This window comes from Spirillospora sp. NPDC048823 (assembly GCF_043198445.1).
Lineage (GTDB): Bacteria > Actinomycetota > Actinomycetes > Streptosporangiales > Streptosporangiaceae > Spirillospora.
This window is the reverse complement of sequence record NZ_JBICUT010000004.1, coordinates 145217-168346: the sequence shown is the minus strand read 5'-3', so window position 1 is coordinate 168346 and position 23130 is coordinate 145217. Positions and strand designations below refer to the sequence as shown.

Below are 23130 nucleotides of genomic sequence, written 5' to 3'. Positions count from 1 at the left end.
CGGCCGAGGCGGCGGCCGGGGGTCCTTCCTTCGTTCGGTGTCCGCTACTCGGCGGCCACGGGCTCCTTCTCCGGGGCGGAGCCTTCGCCCTTGATGGAGCGGATCAGGAGCTGGGAGACGTCGACGACTTCCAGGGACTCCTTGGCATCGCCGGTGTTCTTCTTCTCGTTGATGGCGTCGCCCAGCATGACGAGGCAGAACGGGCAGGCGGTGGAGACGGTGTCGGGGTTGGTCTCCAGGGCCTCGTCCACGCGCTCGGTGTTGATGCGCTTGCCGATGCGCTCTTCCATCCACATCCGCGCGCCGCCGGCGCCGCAGCAGAAGCCGCGGTCCTTGTGGCGGTGCATCTCCTGGGTCTTGACGCCTGGGACGGTCGCCATGATGTCGCGCGGCTGCTTGTAGACCTTGTTGTGGCGGCCGAGGAAGCAGGGGTCGTGGTAGGTGATGTTCTCCTCGATCGGGGTGACCGGGGTGAGCTTCCCTGTCTCCACCAGGTGCGCGAGCAGCTGCGTGTGGTGGACGACCTCGTAGTTCCCGCCGATCTGCGGGTACTCGTTGGCCAGGGTGTTGAAGCAGTGCGGGCAGGTCGCGACGATCTTCTTGGCGCCCGCGTCGTTCAGCGTCTCGACGTTCTGCTGGCCGAGCATCTGGAAGACGAACTCCATGCCCAGGCGGCGGGCCGGGTCACCGGTGCACGCCTCCATGGGGCCGAGGACGGCGAACTTGACGCCCGCGATGTGCAGGAGTTCGGCGACGGCCTTGGTGGTCTTCTTGGCGCGGTCCTCCAGGGCGCCGGCGCAGCCGACCCAGAACAGGTACTCGGTGTCCTCGGGGAGCTTGTCGTCGACGACCTCGACCTCGAAGTCCAGCTCCTCGATCCATTCGAGGCGCTTCATCTCGGACATGCCCCACGGGTTGCCCTTGTTCTCGAGGTTCTTCAGCATGACGCCGGCCTCGGACGGGAACGAGGACTCGATCATGACCTGGAAGCGGCGCATGTCCAGGATGTGGTCGATGTGCTCGATGTCGACCGGGCACTGCTCGACGCACGCGCCGCAGTTGGTGCACGACCACAGGACGTCGGGGTGGATGACGCCGTCGTCGGCGACGAGTTCCTTGTCCACCTGCATGGCGAGCTTCTGCTCGTCGGTGAACTTCTCCCGCTCCTCTTCCGAGGCGGTCATGTAGGGCGCCTTGGCGAGCGCGTGGTCGCGCAGTTCCAGGATGAGCATCTTCGGCGACAGCGGCTTGCCGGTGTTCCAGGCGGGGCACTGCGACTGGCAGCGGCCGCACTCGGTGCAGGTCGCCATGTCGAGGAAGCCCTTCCAGGTGAAGTCCTCGATCTTGCCGCGGCCGAAGATGTCCTCGTCGGGGTCGGCCTCTTCGAAGTCGAGCGGCTTGCCGTCCGACATCATCGGCTGGACGGCGCCGAGGCCGTCGGGGCGGCGCTTGAACATGACGTTCAGCGGTGCCAGGAAGATGTGCAGGTGCTTGGAGTGGACGACGAAGACCAGGAAGACGAGCGCGACGCCGATGTGCAGGAGGAGCCCGGCCGATTCGAGGATTTCGAGGGTGTCGTCGCTCATGCCCTCGAACAGCTTGCCGGTCAGGTGGGAGAAGTAGGCGGCCTTGTTGTAGCCGAAGTTGCCGCGGGCGACCTCGACGCCCCGGAAGAAGAACATCGTCCAGATCACGTTGAAGATCATGAAGAGCGTGATCCAGGCGCCGGACAGGTGCGAGCCCTTGAACCGGGACTGGCGGCCCAGCCGCTTCGGCGAGTTCTTGAACCGGATGAGGGTGAAGACGACCAGGCCGGTGAGGCAGGCGAGGGCGATGGTGTCCTGGACGAAGCCGATCGGACCCCAGGTCTGCAGGACGGGGATGTGCGCCTCAAGCCCGAACAGCAGCTGGACGGCCGCTTCCCCGTAGACGGTGGCGAGCAGGAAGAAGGCCCACATGACGGCGAAGTGCGCGGCGCCGGCGATCGTCCATTTCAGCAGCTTGCGCTGGCCGAGGACCTCGACGGCCTGGCCTTCGAGGGCCTTCTTGGGCTCCCGCTTGACCTGCAGCGTCCGCTCAGGGTCGGGCTGGCCGCTCTTGGCGATCTGGTACAGGAACAGCACCCGCCGACCGGCGAGCGCCAGAGCGACCGCCGTTCCGGCGAGCCCAATGACCAACGTGATCCAGAACACTGTTCCGTCCTCCTGGGGTACGGGCGATGGCAGTCAGCGTAGGGCTCGCGACGGACTGCGCTTCATCCGGGGCCCGAATACTACTCGGTAGTAGCTTATGCGTCACATGCGCAGGTCACCCACGCTACGGCCGTACGAGGCCATTTCACGCACCGCCCTGGTGTCACGCATCCCCATACCTTATGGATTTCATGCGGCGATGAGTATCGGGCGGTTCCCGAGTCCATATCACCGGGCGGCGGCCGTCCAGCCGGCATCCCGTCCAGCGGTACGCACCGAACCGTTCCAGGAGGATTCGAATGACCGCGATGCCCGACCTCACACCCGCCGCGCAGCGCCTGGCCGGCCTGCTCGCGGGCGTCCGCGACCACCAGCTCACCGCGCCGACGCCGTGCACCGGCACCTCGCTCGCCGCGCTCATCGACCACGTCAACGGACTGACCCTCGCCTTCACGTGGGCGGCCACGAAGGACTTCCCGGACGGCGCGTCGCCGCCGCCGTCCGCCGACGCGTCCGCCCTGCCCCCGGACTGGCGCGCCCGCATCCCCGAGCAGCTCGACGCGCTCGCCGCCGCCTGGCGCTCCCCGGACGCCTGGCAGGGCATGACCAAGGCCGGCGGCATCGACCTGCCCGGCGACGACGCCGGCCATGTCGCGATGAACGAGCTGGTCGTGCACGGCTGGGACATCGCCCGCGCCAGCGGCCAGCCCTACGACGCCGGCGAGGAGGAGATCGAGGCCTGCCTCGCCTTCGTCGCGCCGACCGTCGAGCAGAGCGGAGGCAAGGGCGTCGAGGGCCTCTTCGGTCCCGCCGTCGAGATCCCCGGCGACGCGCCCGCCGTGGACCGCCTCGTGGCCCTCACCGGCCGCGACCCGTCCTGGACCGCGGCGTCCTAGACCCTTTCGAAGACCGCGGCGAGGCCCTGGCCGCCGCCGATGCACATCGTCTCCAGGCCGTAGCGGGCCTCGCGGCGGTGCATCTCGCGGGAGAGGGTCGCGAGGATGCGGGCGCCGGTCGCGCCGACGGGGTGGCCGAGGGAGATGCCGGAGCCGTGGACGTTGACGCGGTCCCAGTCGGCGTCCTTGAGGCCCCACTCGCGGGCGACGGCGAGGACCTGCGCGGCGAACGCCTCGTTCAGCTCGACGAGGTCGATGTCGGCGAGGGTGAGCCCGGCCCTGTCCAGGGCCTTCGCGGTGGCGGGGACGGGGCCGAGGCCCATCGTGCGGGGCGGCACGCCGGCGCGGGCCCACGACACGAGCCGGACGAGCGGCCGCAGCCCCAGCTCGGCGGCGCGTTCGGAGGTGGTGACGACGCAGGCGGCGGCCGCGTCGTTCTGGCCGCTGGCGTTGCCGGCGGTGACGGTGGCCTGGTCGTCGGACCTGCCGAGGACGGGACGCAGCTTCGCCAGCCCCTCGGCGGTCGTGCCGGGACGCGGGTGCTCGTCGGTGTCGACGACCGTGTCGCCCTTACGCCCCCGGACGGTCACCGGGACGATCTCCTCGGCGAACACCCCCGACTCCTGGGCCGCGACGGCGCGCCGGTGCGAACGCGCGGACAGCTCGTCCTGCTCCTCGCGCCCGATGCCGTACTCGCGCCGCAGGTTCTCCGCGGTCTCCAGCATCCCGCCGGGTACGGGGTGGTTGACGCCGCCGGCGGTGACGCGGCCCTGGGCGAGCGCGTCGTGCAGTTCGAGGGACGGGCCGCGGACGCCCCAGCGCGCCTGCGTCGTGTAGAACGGCGCGTTGCTCATGCTCTCCGCCCCGCCCGCGATGATCACGTCGCTGACGCCGAGCTGGATCTGCATGGCGGCGTCCAGGACGGCCTGGAGCCCCGATCCGCAGCGCCGGTCGATCTGGGTGCCGCCGACCTCGATGGGGAGCCCGGCGTCGAGCGCGGCGACGCGTCCGATGGCGGGGGCGTCGGCGGTGGGGTAGCAGTGGCCGAGGACGACCTCGTCGACCGCGTCGCCGGGCAGGCCGGTGCGTTCGGCGAGCGCGCGGATGACGGTGGCGGCGAGCTCGACGGGCGGGACGGTCTTCAGCACCCCGCCGAACCGGCCGATCGGGGTACGCAGCGGCTCGCAGATGACCGCTTCACGCATGTTCGCTCCTCAACTCGGGTGCCGACGGCGGCGCTTCGAAGGTTACGGCCCGGCTCCGGGCAGGGTGTCGGCGGGCTTCCGCCCAGTGGAGGACACCGCTCGGACGTTGGGGCGGACCGCGCCCGGGTAGCCCCGGCGTGGAGCGTCCCGCCCTGGGACGCTCATCAGGATCTGGGAGGACGTCATGGCGAGGCTGCCGATGAAGATGCTCAAGACGTTGATCGCCGCGGTGCTGGCCCTGACGCCGGCGTCGGTCCCGACCGCGATGGCGGTGGCCGGGGTTCTGGGGGCCACGGCCGCGGTGACGGCCGGCTGCGGCGGCGGCGGTGGTGACGAGGACGGCGACGGCGGCGGCGGTGACGAGGACGGCGGCGACCGGGAGAACGAGGACGGCGGCGACCGGGAGAACGAAGACGGCGGGGGCGGCGACGACGACTGACCCGCGAGCGGGCACCCGGCACCGTGGGCGTCCGGAACGCCCCCACTATCCTGCCGACGGACGCGGGAGGCGGCATTGCGGAGCGGCACGGTGGAGCACTGGGCGCGGGACGTGCGCACGATCCGGGTGATCGGCGCCGGGGCGATGGGGCGCGGCATCGCGCAGTTCGCGGCGGCGGGCGGGCTGACGGTGGAACTGGCGGACGTCCGGGCGGAGGCCGTGGTCGACGCGGTCGAGTACGTCTCCGGAATGTTCGACAAGCTCGTCGGCAAGGGACGGATGGCCGAGGGTGAGGCGGAGGCCGCCAAGGGCAGGCTGCGGCCGGTGGGTGAGCCGCTCACGCCGTTCCAGGAGTGCGATCTCGTCATCGAGGCTGTGCGCGAAGACCTGGATACCAAGCGGGAACTGTTCTCGGCCCTGGAGAAGGCCTGCCCCGAGCACACGATCCTCGTGACGAACACCAGTTCTCTGCCGGTGACGGCGATCGCGGCGGCTCTGAAGGACCCGTCCAGGGTCGCGGGGCTGCATTTCTTCAACCCGGTGCCGTTGATGCGGCTCGTCGAGGTGATTCCGGGCGCGCGGACGGCCGAGTGGATCCCGGGGGCGCTCGCCGAACTCGTCCAGCGTCTCGGGCACGAACCGGTGCTCGCGCCGGACGCACCCGGCTTCCTGGTCAACCATGCTGGGCGCGGCCTGGTGACGGAGGCTCTGCAGATCCTGTCGGAAGGTGCCGCCGAGCCCGTCGACATCGACCGGGTCGCACGGGACGTCCTGGGCCTCAAGATGGGCCCCTGCGAACTGCTCGACCTCACCGGGATGGACGTTTCGCACCCCGTCATGGAGTCCATCTGGACGGGCTTCTACACGGAGCCGCGGTTCCGTCCGTCCCGGCTCGGGCGGGCGCGGATGGAGGCGGGCCTGCTCGGACGCAAGACGGGCGAAGGCTTTTACAAGTACGTGGACGGGTCCAAGCAGGAGCCGCCCGAGGTCACGGCACCGGCCGTGGAGGCCCGCCCTGTCTGGGTGCACGGCGACGTCCGTGAGGAGCTGGGCGCGCTGCTGTCGACGGCCGGAGTCGAGGTCGAGGCGGGGGACGAGCCGTCCAGCCGGGCCGTCGTGCTCGTCGCACCGCTCGGGCGCAGCACCGTCGACACCGCCCGCACCGAAGGCCTCCCCCTAGAGCGCACCTTGGGCGTCGACCCGTTCGGCGGGTTCTTCAGCCGTCTCGCCGTGTCCGTGCACCCGGGTGTCGACAAGGAGACCGGTCGCGCCGGTCTCGCGGCCCTCGCCGCCCCGGGACGCCCCGTCACCGTCGTCCGGGACGCCCCCGCGCCCGTCGCTCAGCGGCTTGTCGCGTCGATCGTGAATGTGGGCTGCGGGATTGCGGAGCAGAGGCTCGCCCGTCCCGAGGACATCGACACGGCCGTCCGGCTCGGGCTCGGCTACCCGCGCGGTCCGCTGGAGTGGGGTGAGGACGCCGGGGCCGGCCGCGTCCTAGAGGTCCTGCGCGGCCTGCACGCCTCCACCGGGGACCCGCGCTACCGTCCGAGCGCCTGGCTGGCCGAACGGGTGGCGCTCGGCCTCCCCCTCACCGCGACCGGCACCGTCCCGTCCGACCTCACGTCCGACCTCACGTCCGACCTCACGTCCTGACGGCGACCGGGTACGCCCGTCCGGCAGGCCGGTCCGGCAGGCCCCGGCCCGGCAGGCCCCCGCCCGGCAGGCCCCCGCCCGGGTGCCGGACGGGGGCCTGCCGGGTGGGAGCCCCGGGTCACAGAGGCCAGGAAGGGAGCTTCTCGGCCGGCTTCGGCCTGGTGTCGGTCCAGCCGGAGTCGCGGACGACCGAGTAGTCGATCACGAACCCGGGCTCGCGGTCCCGGTACGGTCCTCCGGGCCTGGTCAGCACGTTCTGCGCGGCCAGCATCTCGCCGGTCTCCCGGTCGAAGATCAGCTCCGCCCGGCTGCCGTACTCGCCGCGTTCGGCCTCCGGCGCGCCCCACTCCCCGGTGATGCGGCTGGTCTCCCGGTCGGCTGCCAGCGCGACGCCCTCACGTCCCAGCGGGTCGGTCCGCTCACCCACCGACCTCACCCCCGGCTGCGCGGCGAGCGCCCGCATGAGCCCGGCCCGGACCGCCGGCGGCACGGGCGCGTCCTGCAGCATGTTCTCGACCAGAAAGAGCTTGTGGAAGGCGGTCATCGGGGGCGGCGTCCGCAGCTTCCCGCTGTGCTCCCCGACCCGCTTCTCGGCCTGGCGGAGCTTTCGCGGGTCCGTGATCTCGCGCGACCCGCGGGGCACGAAGAACATGGCGGCGAGCTTCTCCGGGTCGGTCGGCAGCCGCTGGAAGTCCTCGACGGTCCTGCCGCCCAGCCAGTTCCCGCCGCCCGCCGGGTCCGGGTCGTCCACCTCCCACTCCGTCGCCTTCCGGCCGTAGGTGTAGTAGTGGTCGTTCGACCAGACCCTGAACTCCGGCGGCGACCCGGCCTTCTTCCACAGCTCCTTGTCCCGCGCCGTGTGGAGCCTGGCCGGCAGTTCGCGTCCGTAGAACGCCTCGCCCATGCCCGACTTGGCGCCCGACCATCTGAAGAACTCGGTCTGCGCGCCGACGATCGCGTAATCACCGGTCTCGGCCCGCACGATGTAGGACTGGCCCGAGATCCAGCCGGAGGACCAGTACTTGCCGATCGGCTGCGCGGCGGCCTTGTCCGCCGCCGCCAGCACCGCCCGGTCGGCCAGCTCCACCTGAGACGGCGACCCCGGTGGTGCGGGCGCCCCCGAACCGACGGCGGTGATGGCGACGGCGGCCGCCGTGCCCGCCGCGACCACGCCGAGCCCGGCCTTGAACCGCAGCCCGAACCACGACGGTGTGCGGCGCGCCGGGGCGGCGATCTCCTTGCGCAGGCGCCGGCGGCCCGTGTCGGCGGCGGCCTCGGCCGGCCGCTCGTCCAGCATCTCGGCGATCATCTGCATTTCGTCCATGGTCAGTCTCCGTCGGTGAGAGAGAGGGCCGCACGCAGCTTCCGGCGTGCGCGGTTCAGGCGGGAGCCGACCGTTCCGGACGGGACGCCGAGCACGGCGGCGATCTCCTCGTGCTTGAGGTCGGCGAGCGCCACCAGCAGCACGACGTCGCGTTCCTTGCGCGACAGCCGGGTCAGCGCCCGCGCCAGGTCCGGACGCCTCCCGGCGGCCGTCACGGCGCCCACGACGCGGTCCTCATGGCCGCCGATGTCCGGTTCGGCGCCGAGCCGGGCGAGCGCCCGGTAGCGGCGGGTCTCGACGCGGCGGTGCTGCGCGACGAGCGTGGTCGCGATGCCGAACAGCCAGGGCCGGACGTCCCCCCGGGCGGGATCGAACGCGGCGCGGCGGCGGAACGCGGCGAGGAACGTCTCGGCGACGACGTCGTCCGCCGCCTGCGCGCCGAGGCGTCCGGCCACGTACCGGTACACGGCCGGGAAATGCCGGTCGTACACGGCGGTGAACCGCTCGGGGTCGTCCAGGGACGCGGCGACGATCGCGGTGTCGTCGATCTCGTGCGCGGTGGTCACGCGACCGTCCGTGTGCCGGATCCATCGGTCATCACACACCTCCAGGGGGGATTGTCCTCACCCCTTACTCCGTCACCGCCCCGTTCCGCTTTCGGTGATTCGCCGGCCGTTTTCCGAATGATCCACGCAAGCAGGCCCCCCGCCCCGGGTCGGGGGCGGAGGGCCTGCGGGACGGGAGCCCCGGGGTCAGTGAGGCAGCTTCGCCGGCGGCTTCGGCTTGCCGTCGGTCCACGTCGCCGACCGGACGGTCTGGTGCTCGACGACGAAGCCGGGCTTCATCCCGGCGTACTCGCCGCCGGGCCTGGTCAGCTGCTCCTGCCGGGACAGCAGCGCGCCCGTGCGCTCATCGAAGATGATCACCGGGCGGGAGTGCCACGTCCCCCGGCCGGCCTCCGGCCCGTCGGTGATCGTCGTGGCGCGGTCGGCGGCGGCCAGGGCGACGCCCGGCCGGCCCAGCGGATCGGTGACGCGGCCGATCGGCCGGACCCCCTCCTGAGCGGCCAGCGCCCGCATCAGGCCCGCCCGCACCTTCGGCGGGAGCGGGTTGTTCATCAGCAGGGACGCCACCCTCATGATCTTGCTGTGCGGCACGGCCCGCCGGAAGGCGGGGCCCTTCGCCCGCGCGCCCGGCTGGAGACCGGCGGCCGCCCCCTCGTCCTCCGGACTGAGGAACATGGCGGCGAGCTCGGCCGGGTCGGTCGGCAGGTTCCGCAGATCCTCCGCCGACTTGCCGTCCAGGAAATCGCCGCCGCCGCCCGCGTCGTGGCCGGCCTCCGGCCCCTCCGACCGCCACGGCGCCGCCTTGGTGGTGAACGTGACGTCGCCGCCGTCGGTCGGGACGCGGAAACTCGCCGGCGACCCGGCCTTCCGCCACAGCTCCCGGTCCCGTGCGGTCTGCGGGCGGGCGGGCAGGTCGCGCTGGAAGTACGCCGAGCCCATCCCGGACTTCGCGCCGTGCCAGCTGAACGACTCGCCGTGCGAAACGGTGATCGCGTAGGCCCCGGTCGGGGCGCGCACGACGGCCGCCCGGCCGCTGACGATGTCGCTGTACCAGTACTCGCCGGTCGGCTGCGCCTCGGCGTTCTCCGCCGCCGCCAGCACCGCCCGCTTGCCCAGGTCGACACTGGCGGGAGTGCCCGGCGTCGCCGGGGAGCCGGAGCCGGAGCCGATGGCCGCGACGGCGACGGCGGCCGCGGCGCCGGCGGCGAGGGCGCCCAGCCCGAACGCCCCCCAGCGGACGGGACGGCGCCCCCGTGCCCGTCCCGCGGGCGGCGCCGCCTCCGGGGCCGCCCGGAGCGCCCGCTCCAGGTCACGTTCCCGGCGCGCGCCGGCGGCGGCCGGGTCCGCCGAGGGGTCGAGCTGCCCGGGCCGTGCCGCGGACAGCGCCTTCATCACGTCATGCTTCATCGGACTGCTTTTCCTCTCAGGAGTGATTCGGGACGGCGCCGCGCGCGGACACGTCGGGGTCCGGTATCCGCGACTGCGCGGTCAACGCGCGCTCCAGCCGCCGCCGGGCGCGGTGCAGCCGCACGTAGAGCGCGGCCTTCGAGCATCCGACGACCTTCGCCGCCTCGTCCGGTGACAGCGCGTGCCAGGCGACCAGCGTCAGCAGCTCGCGGTCGCCGTCGGACAGGTCCGCCAGCGCGCGCAGCACCCCGGCGCGCTCGGCCACCGCCTCCGCGACGTCACCGGCGGGCGGCTGCCCCGCCGCCCAGGTCCGCAGCTCGCGGGTCAGCGCGTCCCGCCGTTCCCGCACCCGGTACGACTCGCGCAGCAGGTTGCGCGCGATGCCGAACAGCCAGGGCAGCGGCTCGTCCGGTAGGTCGCGGATGCGCCGCCACGCGACGCAGAACGCCTCACTCGTGATCTCTTCGGCGGCCTGCCCGCCGACCCGGCTCACGACATAGGCGTGGACGCGCGGATGGTACGCGTCGTAGACCGCCGTGAACCGGGCGATGTCTTCGGGGTCCGACAAGGTTCGAGCCCTTCGTCCGGGGGTTCGTCACCCGGGTAGTGGTCCGGGCCCGCCGCTTCTTACCGAAGCATCCGGAGTACCTGGAACGGAACGGCCGGTCTCGGTCCGGTGGAAGGACGGAGACCGGCCGGTGCGGGACCCCGGAACCGGGCCCGGCCTGCGGGTCAGCGCAGCCGGAAGGGCTGTTCCGCCGGCGGCGAGGGCTTGGTGTCCGTCCAGCCGGTGCTGCGGAAGACCTCGTAGTTGATGACGAAGCCGGGCTTCCGCGTCCGGTACGGGCCGCCGGGGTCGGTCAGCTCCTCGTGCAGGGACAGCAGTGCGCCGCTGCGCTCGTCGAAGACGATCACGTTGCGGGAGCGGTAGGTCCCCTGCTCGCTCTTCGGCGTGCCGGACTCGCCGTCGTCCGTGCTGGGGAGGGAATATCCGGCCAGCGCGACACCCTGGCGGCCCATCGGGTCGGTGACCTGGCCGATCGCATGGACGCCCGGCCGGGCTGTCAGCGCCCGGATGAGACCGGCCCGGACCTTCGGCGGCGTCGGGCCGCCCAGCAGCTCCCCCACGTTCCGGATCTGGACGTTGGGCAGCACCCGCGGGGCGATGGGCGGGGGCGTCCTCCCCAAGGACCGCAGCCTCTCCAGATCCGCCGGCCCCTCAAGGAACATCGTGGTGAGCTCGGCCGGGTCGGTGGGCAGGTTCTGAAGCTCCTCGGCCGACTTGCCCAAGGCGACCTTCCCGGCGCCCACGGGGTCCGGGCCCGTGCCCGGCACGTCCGAGCGCCACGTCGTCGCCTCGGTGGTGAAGGTGAGGTGCTTGTCGCCCGACCAGACGCGGAAACTCGACGGCGACCCGTCCTTGCGCCACAGTTCCCCGTCCCGGGCGGTCAGCGGGCGGGCCGGGAGGTCGCGGCCGTAGTACATCCCGCCCATGCCGGGCTTCACGCCGTGCCAGCCGAACAGCTCGCTGTGCGCGCCGACGATCGCGTACGCGGCGCCGGACTTGGACCGTACGACGTAGGACTGGCCGCTGACGACGTCGGTGTACCAGTACTTGCCGGCCGGCTGCGCCTCGGCGTTCTCCGCCGCCGCCAGCACCGCCCGCTTGCCCAGGTCCACCGAGCCCGGGGACGTGGGCGCGCCGGGCGCCTCCAACCCCGCACCCGGCCCCACGGCCACGATCGCGACCGCGGCCCCGGCACCCAAGGCGGCCACACCGGCACCGGCCTTGAGCCGCCAGCCGAACCGCCGCCGTCCCGCTCGGGAAGCCCTGAAGCGCTTCCCGCCCGGCGCCATCTCTGCCTCCAGCATGGTCAGCGCCTTCGCCGCGGCCTCGGCCGACGGGGGCGGCGGCTCGCGCAGCAGCCGCCGGATCCGGTCCGTCTCGTTCGCGTCGATGTCGTTCACGCGGGCGTCTCCTCAATGATCAGGGTGGGGTTGACTCCGCCGAGCGACTCCCTCAGGCGGCGGCGGGCACGGTGGAGCCGGGACGCGACCGTGCCGGTCTTCAGGCCGAGTGCCTGCCCGACCTCCTCGTAGGACAGGTCGGCCAGCGCGATCAGCAGCAGGACGTCCCGGTCCCCGCGCGGCAGGCGGGCCAGCGCGTCCCCGAGGTCGGCGCCCACGCCGCCGGCGGTGACGCGCGCCGCGATGACGTCCTCGTGGCCGTCCTCGGTGTGCTCGGCGGGCGTGCGTGCGAGGGCCCGGTAGCGGCGGCTCTCCGCACGCCGGTGCAGCCCGATCAGCCGGGTCGCGATGCCGTACAGCCAGGGACGGACCGTGCCGCGCTCCGGGTCGAAACGGCCGCGCTTGCGGAACGCGGTGAGGAACGTCTCGGCGGCGATGTCGTCCGCCGCGTCCACGCCGAGGCGCCGCGCCGCGTACCCGTGGATCGCGGCGAAATGGCGGTGGAAGATCTCCGCGAACGCGGCGGGATCGCGCCGCGAGCGGACGATCGCCACCGCGTCGGGCGCGTCCGCACCGGGATCCGGTGGGTCGGGATGGGCCATGAGGTGATCCTCGCTGTCGGGGGGGAAGTGCTCGGTCACCCGGTTCTCAACCGATGCCCCGCTCCGCCTTCACGCACATGCCTCATCCTGCTCATGGCGGACGGCGGACGGCGGACGGCGCGGTCTCGGGCGTCGTCCCCCCTCCCCGCGGAAACGCCTTCGCCCTTCCCGCAGGGAGCCCGGGAAGGGCGAAGACCTCTGGTGAGCGGTGAATCCGGCACCGCCTCGGATCAGCGGATGCGGTAGGCCCGGATGATCTGCTGGTCGATGCCGCTGCCGCCCGCGTCGGCGGCCGTGACGCGGACCGACACGGACCGGCCGCCTGCCGCCGGTGGGAGCGGCGCGCTGAAGCGGCCCTCGCCCAGCGGCTTCACGGCGGCGGCCTGCCAGGTCTTCCCATCGTCCAGGGACGTCCAGAAGCGCAGGCCGGTGACCTTGGCGCCGCCGGTGCCGGCGACTCGCGCGACCGTCAGGACGGCGGGCTTGCCCGTCGGCTGATTGCGCAGGTCGAGGCCGAGGTCGTAGTCGACGGTCAGCAGCGGGACGCGGACGCTCTCATTCCCGCGCGGCGCGGGCGAGCGGAACGTCCAGGACGTGGAGGTGCGGGTCGACACCGGCAGGATCGCCGACGCGTCGTTCCGGTACGTCAGCCGGTACTCCCTGCGGCCGGACGGGATGAGGAAGTCGCCGGCCGGCCCCTCCTTCTCGCCGAGCTTCTCGTCTCCGGCGAACAGCGTGAGCTTGCCCTTTATCCCGTTCACGCCGCAGTCGAACCCGTCCGGACGGGTCTGCAGGTCGACCAGCTGGACGTGCAGGTTGCCGCGCGTGCGGGTCGTGGGGGCGGGCGTGCAGATGCTCGGGGAGACACCGGTGGCGGAGTATGGGCCGGGGCGCAGCGGCTGACGTCCCCATGTGTGCTCGACACGCCGGCCCGGCCGGAGTTCGAGGAACGTGCTCTGGTCGACCCATCCGTCAGGAATGCCCTGCGGGGACCCCCAGGCCAGCCAGCGGACGCCTCCGCCGGTCGACACGTGATCCGTACGGGTCGTCCCGGCCGGTGTGTCGGACGCCAGTCCATCGAAGAGCAGCAGGCCCTCGGGGGTGAGCCCATAGCGCTTGTCGCTGATGAGTTCGCTCTCGTTCCCGCCGAATGCGGCGAACCGCTGGTGGACGCGGGCCATCCTCGCCTGGGCGGCGGTGGTGATGACGTGGGACGGATCCGCGGGGATCCCGCCGCCCAGAGGACGCAGCACGTCGTAGAACCCCTCGGGCCCGCTGAGCCGGTGTGCCGTGTAGGCCCGGAACCCGCCGGTCTCGGGGGCGTCCATCGGCTGGAGCATCATGGGTGACGTCTCGGCGTCGCCGGAAGTGACGAGCATCGTCCAGATGCCCTGCCTGGTGGAGCGGACGACGGCCGCGTAGTTCGAGAGCGCCTTCGTCCGGGTGCCCTCGACGCTCACCGTGGCCGGACGGGCCTTCGCGCCGTCGAGCGTGACGGTCATGTCATGGTCGACGAGGACCTCGGGGGTGCCGGCGAGGGCGTAGCGCCAGTCGTTCCCGCCCGTTCCGCCGTGCTGGACGGACCCGAGGACGGCATACCGGCCTTCCGGGACACGGATCTCGGTCGTGCCGTCCAGGACTTCGACGATCGTGGAGAGCTCGACGATGTCGGTCAGGTGGGTCACGGTCGCGTAGGCGTACAGGTCCGCGGCGTCCGTGCCGGGCAGGGGAGTCGCCTTGACGGTGAGCGTGTGCGTCGGGGGTTCGACGTAGAAGGTCACCGGCGTTTCGAGGGTCGCGCCGGCGCCCTTCGCGGTCACGACCGCCGTGTACAGGCCGGGACGTCCGGCGAGCTTCGAGGCGTCGATCTCCAGTTCGGCGGACGCGGTGGCGCCCGCCGGGATCTCGACCCGGGCGGGGACGCTCGCCGCGCCGTGCGCCGTGCGGCCCTGCCGGTCGACGACCTCGACGCTCAGCCTCATGTGGACGGGGCGGGAGGCGTTGGACGTCCAGCCGAGCTCCGTGGACAGGGCGCCGTGGTCCGGGTACTGCGACGTCCCGAGGTCGACGATGCTCTGGGCGGTGAGGACGGGGGCGCGTGCGGCATCGCCGGCGTCGAGCCGTCCGGCCCCGCGCTCGTAGGCGTCACCGCCGGTGGCGGGGTCGCCGGTGCCGACGAGGGCGGCCTTGAGCCGGGCGGGCTTCCAGCGGGGGTGCTTCGCGGCGAGCAGCGCCGCGGCGCCGGCGACGTGCGGTGCCGCCATCGACGTGCCGGACATCTTCGTGTAGTTCGCCCCGATCGGGGTGCCCAGCGCGGTGCCCTCGGCGCGCGCGGCGACGATCTCGACGCCGGGTGCGACGATCTCCGGTTTGGCGGTATGGCCGACCGGGCCCCGGCTGGAGAACTCCGCGAGTGCGTCGTGGGCGTCGACCGCGCCGACCGTGAGCGCGGCCTTGGCCGTGCCCGGCGCGCCGACCGACTGGATCGCACCGTCGTTGCCCGCGGCCACGACGAACAGCGTGCCGTGCTCGGCGGTGAGGTTGTCCAGCGCCACGGAAAGGGGGTCGGTGCCGTCGGTGGGGAAACCGCCGAGGCTCATGTTGACGACGTCGGCGCGCGGTGCGGCCCACTGCATCCCGGCGATCACGCCGGAATCGGTGCCGTAGCCCCGGTCGTCGAGGACCTTGCCGATCAGCAGGTCCGCGTCCGGGGCCATGCCCTTGCGCTCGCCGCCCGACGCGGCACCGGTCCCGGCGATCGTCGCGGCGACGTGCGTGCCGTGGCCGAGGCGGTCGGCGGTGCCGGGCGATTCGGAGAAGTTCTTCGTCGCGGCGATGCGGCCCTTGAGGTCCGGGTGCCCGGCATCGACGCCGGTGTCGAGAACGGCGACCTCCGCTCCCTTGCCGGTGTATCCGGCCCGCCACGCCTTCGGGGCGCCGACCTGGCGCAGGTTCCGGTCGAACCGGCGTGCGGTGGGGGCGGTGGGGGCGAAGTTCGCCTTGACCCTGCCGTCCAGCCAGATGCGCCGGATGCCGCCCGTGGCCTTGGCGGACGGGCCGCGCATCCCGGCGAGTGCGTCGCCGAGGGTGCGCGCGTCGTCCTTGGACTGCCGGACGGCGACGGCGTCGATGCTCGGCAGGTCTCGCGTCTTGTCGAGGGCGCCGCCGAGCGCCGACATGGCGTGGACGCCCTTGTCGCGCTGGACGATCAAGGGCAGGTCCTTGCTGCGGGCGTCGTCGTAGCCCTGCGAGATCAGGGCGGTGACGTCGAACAGTTCGCGGTCGATGACCCGGCCGGCCAGCGGCGCGATGTCGAGCGGAGTGACCACGACGTGCCCGTCCGGGCGGATCTCCTTGCGGAACGAGCGCTTCTCGCGGCCTGGTGCGGGGGTCACCGAGACCATCGGTGGCTTGCCCTCGACCGTCCGAACCTGGACCACGTCACCGGTCAGCAGGGTGACCTTCCATGCCTTGCCCGAGGGCAGGCCGCCCGTGGGGGGTGGCGGCGGGTCGGCTTGGGCCGGCGCGGGCGTCGCGGTGAGCGCGCCCGCCGCCAGCAGGATGCCGAGCAGTGCCCGGCTCCGGCTTCTGGGGGTCATCGAGTCTCCTCTCCTCACAAGTGATCACCCGATGTGGGTGATCGACTTCACGGCGGAGGTGTCGACGGATCCCGGTTTCTTTCAGGAGATGGGGAACTGGAATACCTGGCTCAGACGTCCTGTTAATGAAGACGTCAGCAAAGTTGAGTCCGGTCGACTCAAGTCATTTGACAACATGGGGAGGTCCGGGCACCCTTGCGAACAGCAACCGAACCGGCCGCACCCCGGGGGGCGACCGGGGCGCGATAACAACCGGAACCGCGGCAGAACACCCGAACTGCGGCAGACACCGGAACCGGTACACCGGAAACGACGGAGGACGAGAACATGGCACGTGCGGTCGGCATCGACCTCGGGACGACCAACTCGGTCGTCGCGATTCTGGAGGGCGGCGAGCCCACCGTCATCGCGAACGCGGAGGGGTCGCGGACCACGCCGTCCGTCGTCGCGTTCGCCAAGAACGGTGAGGTTCTGGTCGGAGAGGTCGCCAAGCGACAGGCGGTGACCAACGTGGACCGGACGATCCGTTCGGTCAAGCGCGAGATGGGCACCGACTGGAAGACCAAGATCGACGACAAGGACTTCAACCCGCAGCAGATGAGCGCGTTCGTGCTGCAGAAGCTGAAGCGCGACGCGGAGGCCTACCTGGGCGAGACCGTCACCGACGCGGTCGTCACGGTTCCCGCCTACTTCTCCGACCACCAGCGGCAGGCCACCAAGGAGGCCGGCCAGATCGCGGGCCTGAACGTCCTGCGCATCATCAACGAGCCGACCTCGGCCGCGCTGGCGTACCACCTGGAGAAGGAGAACGAGGCCACCATCCTGGTCTTCGACCTGGGCGGCGGCACGTTCGACGTGTCCCTGCTGGAGGTCGGCGACGGGGTCGTCGAGGTCAAGGCCACCAGCGGCGACAACCACCTGGGCGGCGACGACTGGGACCAGAAGGTCGTCGACTGGCTGGTCGAGAAGTTCAAGAACGCCAACGGCGTCGACCTGGGCAAGGACAAGATGGCCCTCCAGCGGCTGCGTGAGGCCGCGGAGAAGGCGAAGATCGAGCTGTCCGGTTCGTCCGAGACGCAGATCAACCTGCCCTACATCACCGCGTCGGCCGAGGGCCCGCTGCACCTGGACGAGAAGCTCACCCGTGGCGAGTTCCAGCGGATGACCTCCGACCTGCTCGACCGGACCAAGGCGCCGTTCCACTCGGTGCTGAAGGACGCCGGCATCGGCGTCGACAAGATCGACCAGGTCGTCCTGGTCGGCGGCTCGACCCGGATGCCCGCGGTGTCGGACCTGGTCAAGGAGCTGACCGGCGGCAAGGAGCCCAACAAGGGCGTCAACCCCGACGAGGTCGTCGCGATCGGCGCCAGCCTCCAGGCCGGCGTGCTCAAGGGCGAGGTCAAGGACGTCCTGCTGCTGGACGTGACCCCGCTGAGCCTCGGCATCGAGACCAAGGGCGGCATCTTCACCAAGATCATCGAGCGGAACACCACGATCCCGACCAAGCGGTCGGAGACGTTCACCACCGCCGACGACAACCAGCCGTCCGTGGAGATCCAGGTCTACCAGGGCGAGCGCGAGATCGCCGCGTACAACAAGAAGCTCGGCACCTTCCAGCTCACCGGTCTGCCGCCGGCGCCGCGCGGCGTCCCGCAGATCGAGGTCACCTTCGACATCGACGCCAACGGCATCGTGAACGTCAGCGCGAAGGACCAGGGCACCGGCCGCGAGCAGTCGATGGTCATCACCGGCGGCAGCGCGCTGCCGAAGGACGACATCGAGAAGATGATGCGCGACGCCGAGGACTACGCCGAGGAGGACCGCAAGCGCCGCGAGGAGGCCGAGGTCCGCAACCAGGCCGACACCCTCGCGTACTCGACCGAGAAGTTCCTGCGGGAGAACGACGAGAAGGTCCCCGACGAGATGAAGACCGAGGTGAGCGACGCGGTCGCCGAGGTCAAGAAGGCTCTGGAGGGCACCGACGTCGACGCGATCAAGGGCAGCGCCGAGAAGCTGGCGCAGGTCAGCCAGAAGATGGGCGCGGCCATGTACGCGCAGAACCCGGAGGGCGCGCAGCCGGGCGGCGAGGACGCCGGCCCGACGGCCGACGCGCAGGGCGGCGACCAGCAGGACGACGAGGTCGTCGACGCCGAGATCGTCGACGAGGACAAGCCGAAGGGTGATGCATCGTGACGTCCTCTCCCGACGAGGGCGAGGAGAAGGAGGGCCCGGTGATCCGCGACAAGCGGCGCATCGATCCCGAAACGGGGGAGGTCCGGGGGACCGGTGAGTCCGGCGCGCAGGCGGCGCGGCCACCGGCCCCGGAGGCCCCGGCCAACGGGGGCGCCGAGGTTACGGGCGAGGAGGTCTCCTCGTTGAAGACACAGCTGGTGGAGCGTCTCGCGGACCTCCAGCGGCTGAAGGCCGAGTACGACAACTACCGCAGGCGCGTCGACCGCGACCGGGTCGCGGTCCGGGAGCAGGCCGTCGGGCAGGTCCTGTCCGAACTGCTCCCGGTCCTGGACGACATCGGGCGTGCCCGTGACCACGACGAGCTCACCGGCGGCTTCAAGTCCGTCGCCGAGAGCCTGGAGGCGGTCACCGGCAAGCTCGGCCTGGTGCGGTACGGCGAGAAGGGTGAGCCCTTCGACCCGACCGTGCACGAGGCGCTCATGCATTCGTTCTCCCCGGATGTGACCGAGACGAGTGTCGTGGACGTCCTCCAGCCCGGTTACCGCATCGGCGAGCGGATACTGCGCGCCGCACGCGTCGCGGTGGCCGATCCCGAGCCCGACGCCGCCGGAGAGCCCGGCGACGAGGCGGGTGACGACGGCGAGTGACCCCCGGCCCGGCGCCGAGGGGTCCGGGGGTCGCCCCCCGGAAGGACCCGGTGTCCCGTCCCGGCCGCGACGGCCGGGGCGGGGCCGCCGGGGCACGTGAAGACATGTGGCAAGTGGCGATAGCAGAAGGCGGGGCGCCGTGAGCACCAAGGACTACCTGGAGAAGGACTACTACAAGGTCCTCGGTGTCGCGAAGACGGCTTCCCAGGAGGAGATCAAGAAGTCCTACCGGAAGCTGGCGCGCAAGTACCATCCGGACGCCAACAAGGGCGACACCGACGCCGAGGACCGTTTCAAGGAGGTCTCCGAGGCCTACGACGTCCTGTCGGACGACAAGCGCCGCAAGGAGTACGACGCGGTCCGGTCGATGCCGGGCGGTTTCCGCGGCCAGCAGGGCGGCGGCTTCCCCTTCGACTTCGGCGACCTGTTCGGGCAGCCCGGCAGCGGCGGCGGAACGCAGGCGGGCGGCGCCGGGGAGCGCATCGGCGACCTGTTCGGCGGCCTGTTCGGGCGGGGCGGCGGCGGCACCCGCACGACGGGCACGACGCGGCGTGCGCGCCGCGGCGCGGACGTCGAGACCGAGGTGACGCTGTCGTTCGGACGCGCGATGAACGGCGTGACCGTCCCGATCAAGCTGACCAGCGAGGCCCCCTGCAACGGCTGCCGCGGGACCGGCGCCAAGGCCGGCACCGTGCCGCGGGTGTGCCCGAACTGCGAGGGCACCGGCCACGAGACCCGCAACCTCGGGAACTTCGGCTTCCAGGAGCCGTGCAAGGACTGCCACGGCCGCGGCCTCGTCGTCGACGACCCGTGCCCGATCTGCCACGGCAGCGGTCGCGCCACCGGCACCCGCACCATCCAGGCGCGCATCCCGGCGGGCGTCGCCGACGGCCAGAAGATCCGGCTCAAGGGCAAGGGCGCGCCGGGCGAGAACGGCGGCCCGCAAGGCGACCTCTACGTCAACATCAAGGTGCAGCCGCACCGGGTGTTCGGCCGCACCGGCGAGAACCTCACGCTGACCGTCCCGGTCACGTTCCCCGAGGCCGCGCTGGGCGCGGAGATCAGGGTGCCGACGTTCCAGGGCCAGCCCGTCACGCTGCGCCTGCCCGAGTCCACGCCGAACGGCCGCACGTTCCGCGTCAAGGGCCGCGGCGCCCCCCGGCGCGACGGCACCAAGGGCGACCTGCTCGTCACCGTCGACGTCCAGGTCCCTCAGAAGCTCGACGACCAGGCACGCGAGGCCCTCGCCCGGCTCCGCGCCGCGGGCACCGGCGACGACCTGCGCGCCGACCTCCTCCAGCAGGCACGACAGGAGTGAGTTGGGTGGATCCGTTCGGCGATGACACACCGGTTTATGTGATCTCGGTGGCGGCGCAGCTGTCCGGGCTGCATCCGCAGACGCTGCGGACCTATGACCGGATGGGGCTGGTGTCTCCCGGCCGGACGGCGGGACGGGGCCGCCGCTACTCGATGCGCGACATCGTGATGCTCCGCGAGATCCAGCGGCTCTCGCAGGAGGAGGGCATCAACCTGTCCGGCATCAAGCACATCCTGGAGCTGCAGCGCGACAACGTGCGGCTCCGCGAGGAGCTCCTCAAGGCGCACGCGGCGCTGGAGGACCTCGCCAACGAACTCGAATCGACGCGTTCCGTCGCGGCGCGGCTGGCGCAGCAGCGGCGGCACGGTGAACAGGGCGGTACCCCCGGCTCCGACCTGGTGCCCATCAGGCACACGAGCGTCGTGGTCTGGCACGAGCGGAACCGGGACTAGGACATCAGGTGGTTGACGGGGGGTCTGGGACATGGACTACAAGCTGACGCAGAAGAGCCAGGAGGCGGTGTCGGTCGCGGTCCGGAGGGCCGCGGCCGAGGGGCACCCCGAGGTGGAGCCCCAGCATCTGCTGGTCGCGCTGATCGCCCTGGCGGACGGCACGGCGGTGCCGCTGCTGGAGGCCGTCGGCGCGGACTGGCAGGCGATCAGGCGCCGCGCCGAGGAGCAGCTCGCGGCGAAGCCGAAGGCGCAGGGCTCGACGGTGGCGACGCCGCGCCTGTCGGGTCAGCTGCAGCGGTCGGTCAACACGGCGGCGAACCGGGCCCAGCAACTGGAGGACGACTACGTCTCGACCGAGCATCTGCTGGTCGGGCTCGCCGCGGACGGGGGCCCGGCGGCGGGCCTGCTCAAGGAGTTCGGTGCGACGCCGCAGGCGCTGCTGGACGCGTTCGAGAAGGTGCGCGGCCACGCCCGCGTCACCACCGAGAACCCCGAGGGCACCTACCAGTCGCTGGAGAAGTACGGCGTCGACCTGACGGCGGCGGCCCGCGACGGCCGGCTCGACCCGGTGATCGGGCGGGACTCGGAGATCCGCCGGGTCGTGCAGGTGCTGTCGCGGCGGACGAAGAACAACCCGGTGCTCATCGGTGAGCCCGGCGTCGGCAAGACCGCCGTCGTGGAGGGCCTGGCGCAGCGCATCGTCGCGGGGGACGTCCCCGAGTCGCTGCGCGGCAAGAAGCTCGTCTCGCTGGACCTCAGCGCCATGGTCGCGGGCGCGAAGTACCGCGGCGAGTTCGAGGAGCGGCTGAAGGCCGTCCTGAACGAGATCAAGGAGAGCGACGGGCGGATCGTCACGTTCATCGACGAGCTGCACACCATGGTCGGCGCGGGCGCGGCCGAGGGCGCGATGGACGCCGGCAACATGCTGAAGCCGATGCTGGCCCGCGGCGAGCTGCGGATGATCGGCGCGACGACGCTGGACGAGTACCGCGAGCGGATCGAGAAGGACGCGGCGCTGGAGCGCCGGTTCCAGCAGGTCTTCGTCGGCGAGCCGACCGTGGAGGACACGATCGCGATCCTGCGCGGGTTGAAGGGCCGCTACGAGGCCCACCACAAGGTGCAGATCAACGACTCGGCGCTGGTGTCGGCGGCGGCGCTGTCGGACCGCTACATCACGTCCCGGTACCTGCCGGACAAGGCGATCGACCTCGTCGACGAGGCCGCGTCGCGGCTGCGCATGGAGATCGACTCCCGTCCGGTGGAGATCGACGAACTCCAGCGCACCGTCGACCGCCTCAAGATGGAGGAGATGAACCTGTCCAAGGAGACCGACGAGGCGTCCCGGCAGCGTCTCGACCGGCTCCGCGCCGACCTGGCGGACAAGCAGGAGCATCTGACCGGCCTCGTCGCCCGCTGGGACAAGGAGAAGGCCGGCCTGAACCGCGTCGGTGAGATCAAGGAGCGGATCGACCAGCTCCACGGCGAGGCGGAGCGCGCCCAGCGCGACGGCGACCTGGAGACGTCCGCGCGGCTCACCTACGGCGAGATCCCGGAGCTGGAGAAGCAGCTGGAGGAGGCGTCGGAGGCCGCCGACAACCGCGACGCGATGGTCAAGGAGGAGGTCGGCCCGGACGACGTCGCCGACGTGGTCGCGTCCTGGACGGGCATCCCCGCCGGGCGTCTCCTCGAAGGGGAGACGGAGAAGCTGCTGCGCATGGAGGACGAGCTCGGCAAGCGCCTGATCGGCCAGGCGGCCGCGGTCCGCACGGTGTCGGACGCGGTCCGCCGCGCCCGCGCCGGCATCTCCGACCCGGACCGCCCGACCGGATCGTTCCTGTTCCTCGGCCCGACCGGGGTCGGCAAGACGGAGCTGGCGAAGGCCCTCGCGGAGTTCCTGTTCGACGACGAGCGGGCGATGACCCGCATCGACATGAGCGAGTACTCCGAGAAGCACAGCGTCGCCCGGCTCGTCGGCGCCCCGCCCGGGTACGTCGGCTACGAGGAGGGTGGGCAGCTCACCGAGGCCGTCCGGCGCCGCCCGTACTCGGCGGTGCTGCTGGACGAGGTGGAGAAGGCCCACCCCGAGGTGTTCGACATCCTCCTCCAGGTCCTCGACGACGGCCGGCTCACCGACGGGCAGGGCCGCACGGTCGACTTCCGCAACGCGATCCTGATCCTGACGTCCAACATCGGGTCGCAGTTCCTCGTCGACCCGACGCTGGAGAACGGCGCGAAGCGCGAGGCGGTCTGGAACGCCGTCCGGAACTCGTTCAAGCCGGAGTTCCTCAACCGCCTGGACGACGTGATCCTGTTCGACGCGCTGTCCACCGCCGAGCTGACCCGGATCGTGGACCTGCAGGTCGCCAAGCTGGCCGAGCGTCTCGCGGAACGGCAGCTCACGCTGAAGGTGACCGACGCGGCCCGCGAGTGGCTGGCGATGACCGGCTACGACCCGCTGTACGGGGCGCGCCCGCTGCGCCGCCTCGTCCAGACGGCGATCGGCGACCAGCTCGCCCGCGAACTCCTGTCCGGCGGCGTCCTCGACGGCGACGAGGTGGTCGTCGACCTCGACGAGCCCGCCGACCGCCTCACCGTCGAACCCACCCGCGGCCTGAACCTCACGAAGTAGGGCGCCTGTGTGCCCGCCACCCTTTCTGGGCCGGCGGGTG

17 protein-coding genes are annotated in these 23130 nt (G+C 72.0%); 8 read left to right on the top strand and 9 right to left on the bottom strand.

Annotation, left to right across the window (positions count from 1 at the left end):
• Positions 1–44 precede the first annotated feature (44 nt).
• Positions 45–2192, bottom strand: a complete 2148-nt coding sequence (locus ACGFK0_RS11655) for a (Fe-S)-binding protein (RefSeq protein ID WP_392903277.1) — start codon at positions 2190–2192, stop codon at positions 45–47.
• Between the two features lie 299 nt (positions 2193–2491).
• Between ACGFK0_RS11655 and ACGFK0_RS11650 the strand changes: the two genes are divergently transcribed.
• Positions 2492–3088, top strand: a complete 597-nt coding sequence (locus ACGFK0_RS11650; protein ID WP_392903274.1) for a TIGR03086 family metal-binding protein — start codon at positions 2492–2494, stop codon at positions 3086–3088.
• On the opposite strand, the gene ACGFK0_RS11645 is transcribed toward ACGFK0_RS11650, so the two are convergent.
• A complete protein-coding gene (locus tag ACGFK0_RS11645) occupies positions 3085–4293 on the bottom strand; it encodes an acetyl-CoA C-acetyltransferase (protein WP_392903272.1) in 1209 nt (402 codons plus the stop codon). The genes ACGFK0_RS11650 and ACGFK0_RS11645 overlap by 4 nt on opposite strands.
• 184 nt (positions 4294–4477) lie before the next feature.
• On the opposite strand from ACGFK0_RS11645, the gene ACGFK0_RS11640 reads away from it, so the two are divergent.
• Positions 4478–4732 (top strand): hypothetical protein, encoded by a 255-nt coding sequence (locus ACGFK0_RS11640; protein ID WP_392903269.1) that lies wholly within the window; start codon positions 4478–4480, stop codon positions 4730–4732.
• A gap of 75 nt (positions 4733–4807) precedes the next feature.
• Entirely contained in the window at positions 4808–6385 is a 1578-nt protein-coding gene (locus ACGFK0_RS11635; RefSeq protein ID WP_392903267.1) for a 3-hydroxyacyl-CoA dehydrogenase, read from the top strand.
• A gap of 118 nt (positions 6386–6503) precedes the next feature.
• Here ACGFK0_RS11635 and ACGFK0_RS11630 read toward each other — a convergent pair whose 3' ends face one another.
• From ACGFK0_RS11630 to ACGFK0_RS11600, 7 genes are all read right to left on the bottom strand, one after another.
• Positions 6504–7709, bottom strand: coding sequence for a hypothetical protein (locus ACGFK0_RS11630; RefSeq protein WP_392903265.1), 1206 nt, complete (start codon positions 7707–7709; stop codon positions 6504–6506).
• 2 nt (positions 7710–7711) lie between these two features.
• Entirely contained in the window at positions 7712–8275 is a 564-nt protein-coding gene (locus ACGFK0_RS11625) for an RNA polymerase sigma factor (RefSeq protein WP_392903263.1), read from the bottom strand.
• A gap of 186 nt (positions 8276–8461) precedes the next feature.
• Positions 8462–9682 carry a CU044_5270 family protein gene (locus ACGFK0_RS11620; protein ID WP_392903260.1) on the bottom strand — a complete coding sequence of 407 codons (1221 nt, stop codon included), beginning with the start codon at positions 9680–9682 and terminating at the stop codon, positions 8462–8464.
• A 16-nt stretch (positions 9683–9698) separates the two neighbouring features.
• The gene (locus tag ACGFK0_RS11615) at positions 9699–10250 is read right to left on the bottom strand and encodes an RNA polymerase sigma factor (protein WP_392903258.1); all 552 of its coding nucleotides are present in this window, start codon (positions 10248–10250) and stop codon (positions 9699–9701) included.
• 164 nt (positions 10251–10414) lie between these two features.
• Positions 10415–11650 (bottom strand): hypothetical protein, encoded by a 1236-nt coding sequence (locus ACGFK0_RS11610; protein WP_392903256.1) that lies wholly within the window; start codon positions 11648–11650, stop codon positions 10415–10417.
• Entirely contained in the window at positions 11647–12291 is a 645-nt protein-coding gene (locus ACGFK0_RS11605; protein WP_392903253.1) for an RNA polymerase sigma factor, read from the bottom strand. Before ACGFK0_RS11605 ends, ACGFK0_RS11610 begins: the two co-directional genes overlap by 4 nt.
• A gap of 191 nt (positions 12292–12482) precedes the next feature.
• Positions 12483–15851, bottom strand: coding sequence for a S8 family serine peptidase (locus tag ACGFK0_RS11600; protein ID WP_392903251.1), 3369 nt, complete (start codon positions 15849–15851; stop codon positions 12483–12485).
• A gap of 327 nt (positions 15852–16178) precedes the next feature.
• Here ACGFK0_RS11600 and dnaK point away from each other — a divergent pair, with 327 nt between their 5' ends.
• The 5 genes from dnaK (at position 16179) to clpB (ending at position 23090) form a co-directional block, all read left to right on the top strand.
• Complete coding sequence (gene dnaK / locus ACGFK0_RS11595; RefSeq protein WP_392903249.1) at positions 16179–18044, top strand: molecular chaperone DnaK; 1866 nt, start codon at positions 16179–16181, stop codon at positions 18042–18044.
• Positions 18038–18691 carry a nucleotide exchange factor GrpE gene (gene grpE, locus ACGFK0_RS11590; protein ID WP_392904041.1) on the top strand — a complete coding sequence of 218 codons (654 nt, stop codon included), beginning with the start codon at positions 18038–18040 and terminating at the stop codon, positions 18689–18691. Before dnaK ends, grpE begins: the two co-directional genes overlap by 7 nt.
• 139 nt (positions 18692–18830) lie before the next feature.
• Positions 18831–20009 (top strand): molecular chaperone DnaJ, encoded by a 1179-nt coding sequence (gene dnaJ / locus ACGFK0_RS11585; RefSeq protein WP_392903246.1) that lies wholly within the window; start codon positions 18831–18833, stop codon positions 20007–20009.
• A 5-nt stretch (positions 20010–20014) separates the two neighbouring features.
• Complete coding sequence (locus tag ACGFK0_RS11580; protein WP_392903242.1) at positions 20015–20461, top strand: heat shock protein transcriptional repressor HspR; 447 nt, start codon at positions 20015–20017, stop codon at positions 20459–20461.
• Positions 20462–20492: 31 nt separating this feature from the next.
• A complete protein-coding gene (gene clpB, locus ACGFK0_RS11575) occupies positions 20493–23090 on the top strand; it encodes an ATP-dependent chaperone ClpB (protein ID WP_392903241.1) in 2598 nt (865 codons plus the stop codon).
• Positions 23091–23130: the final 40 nt, after the last annotated feature.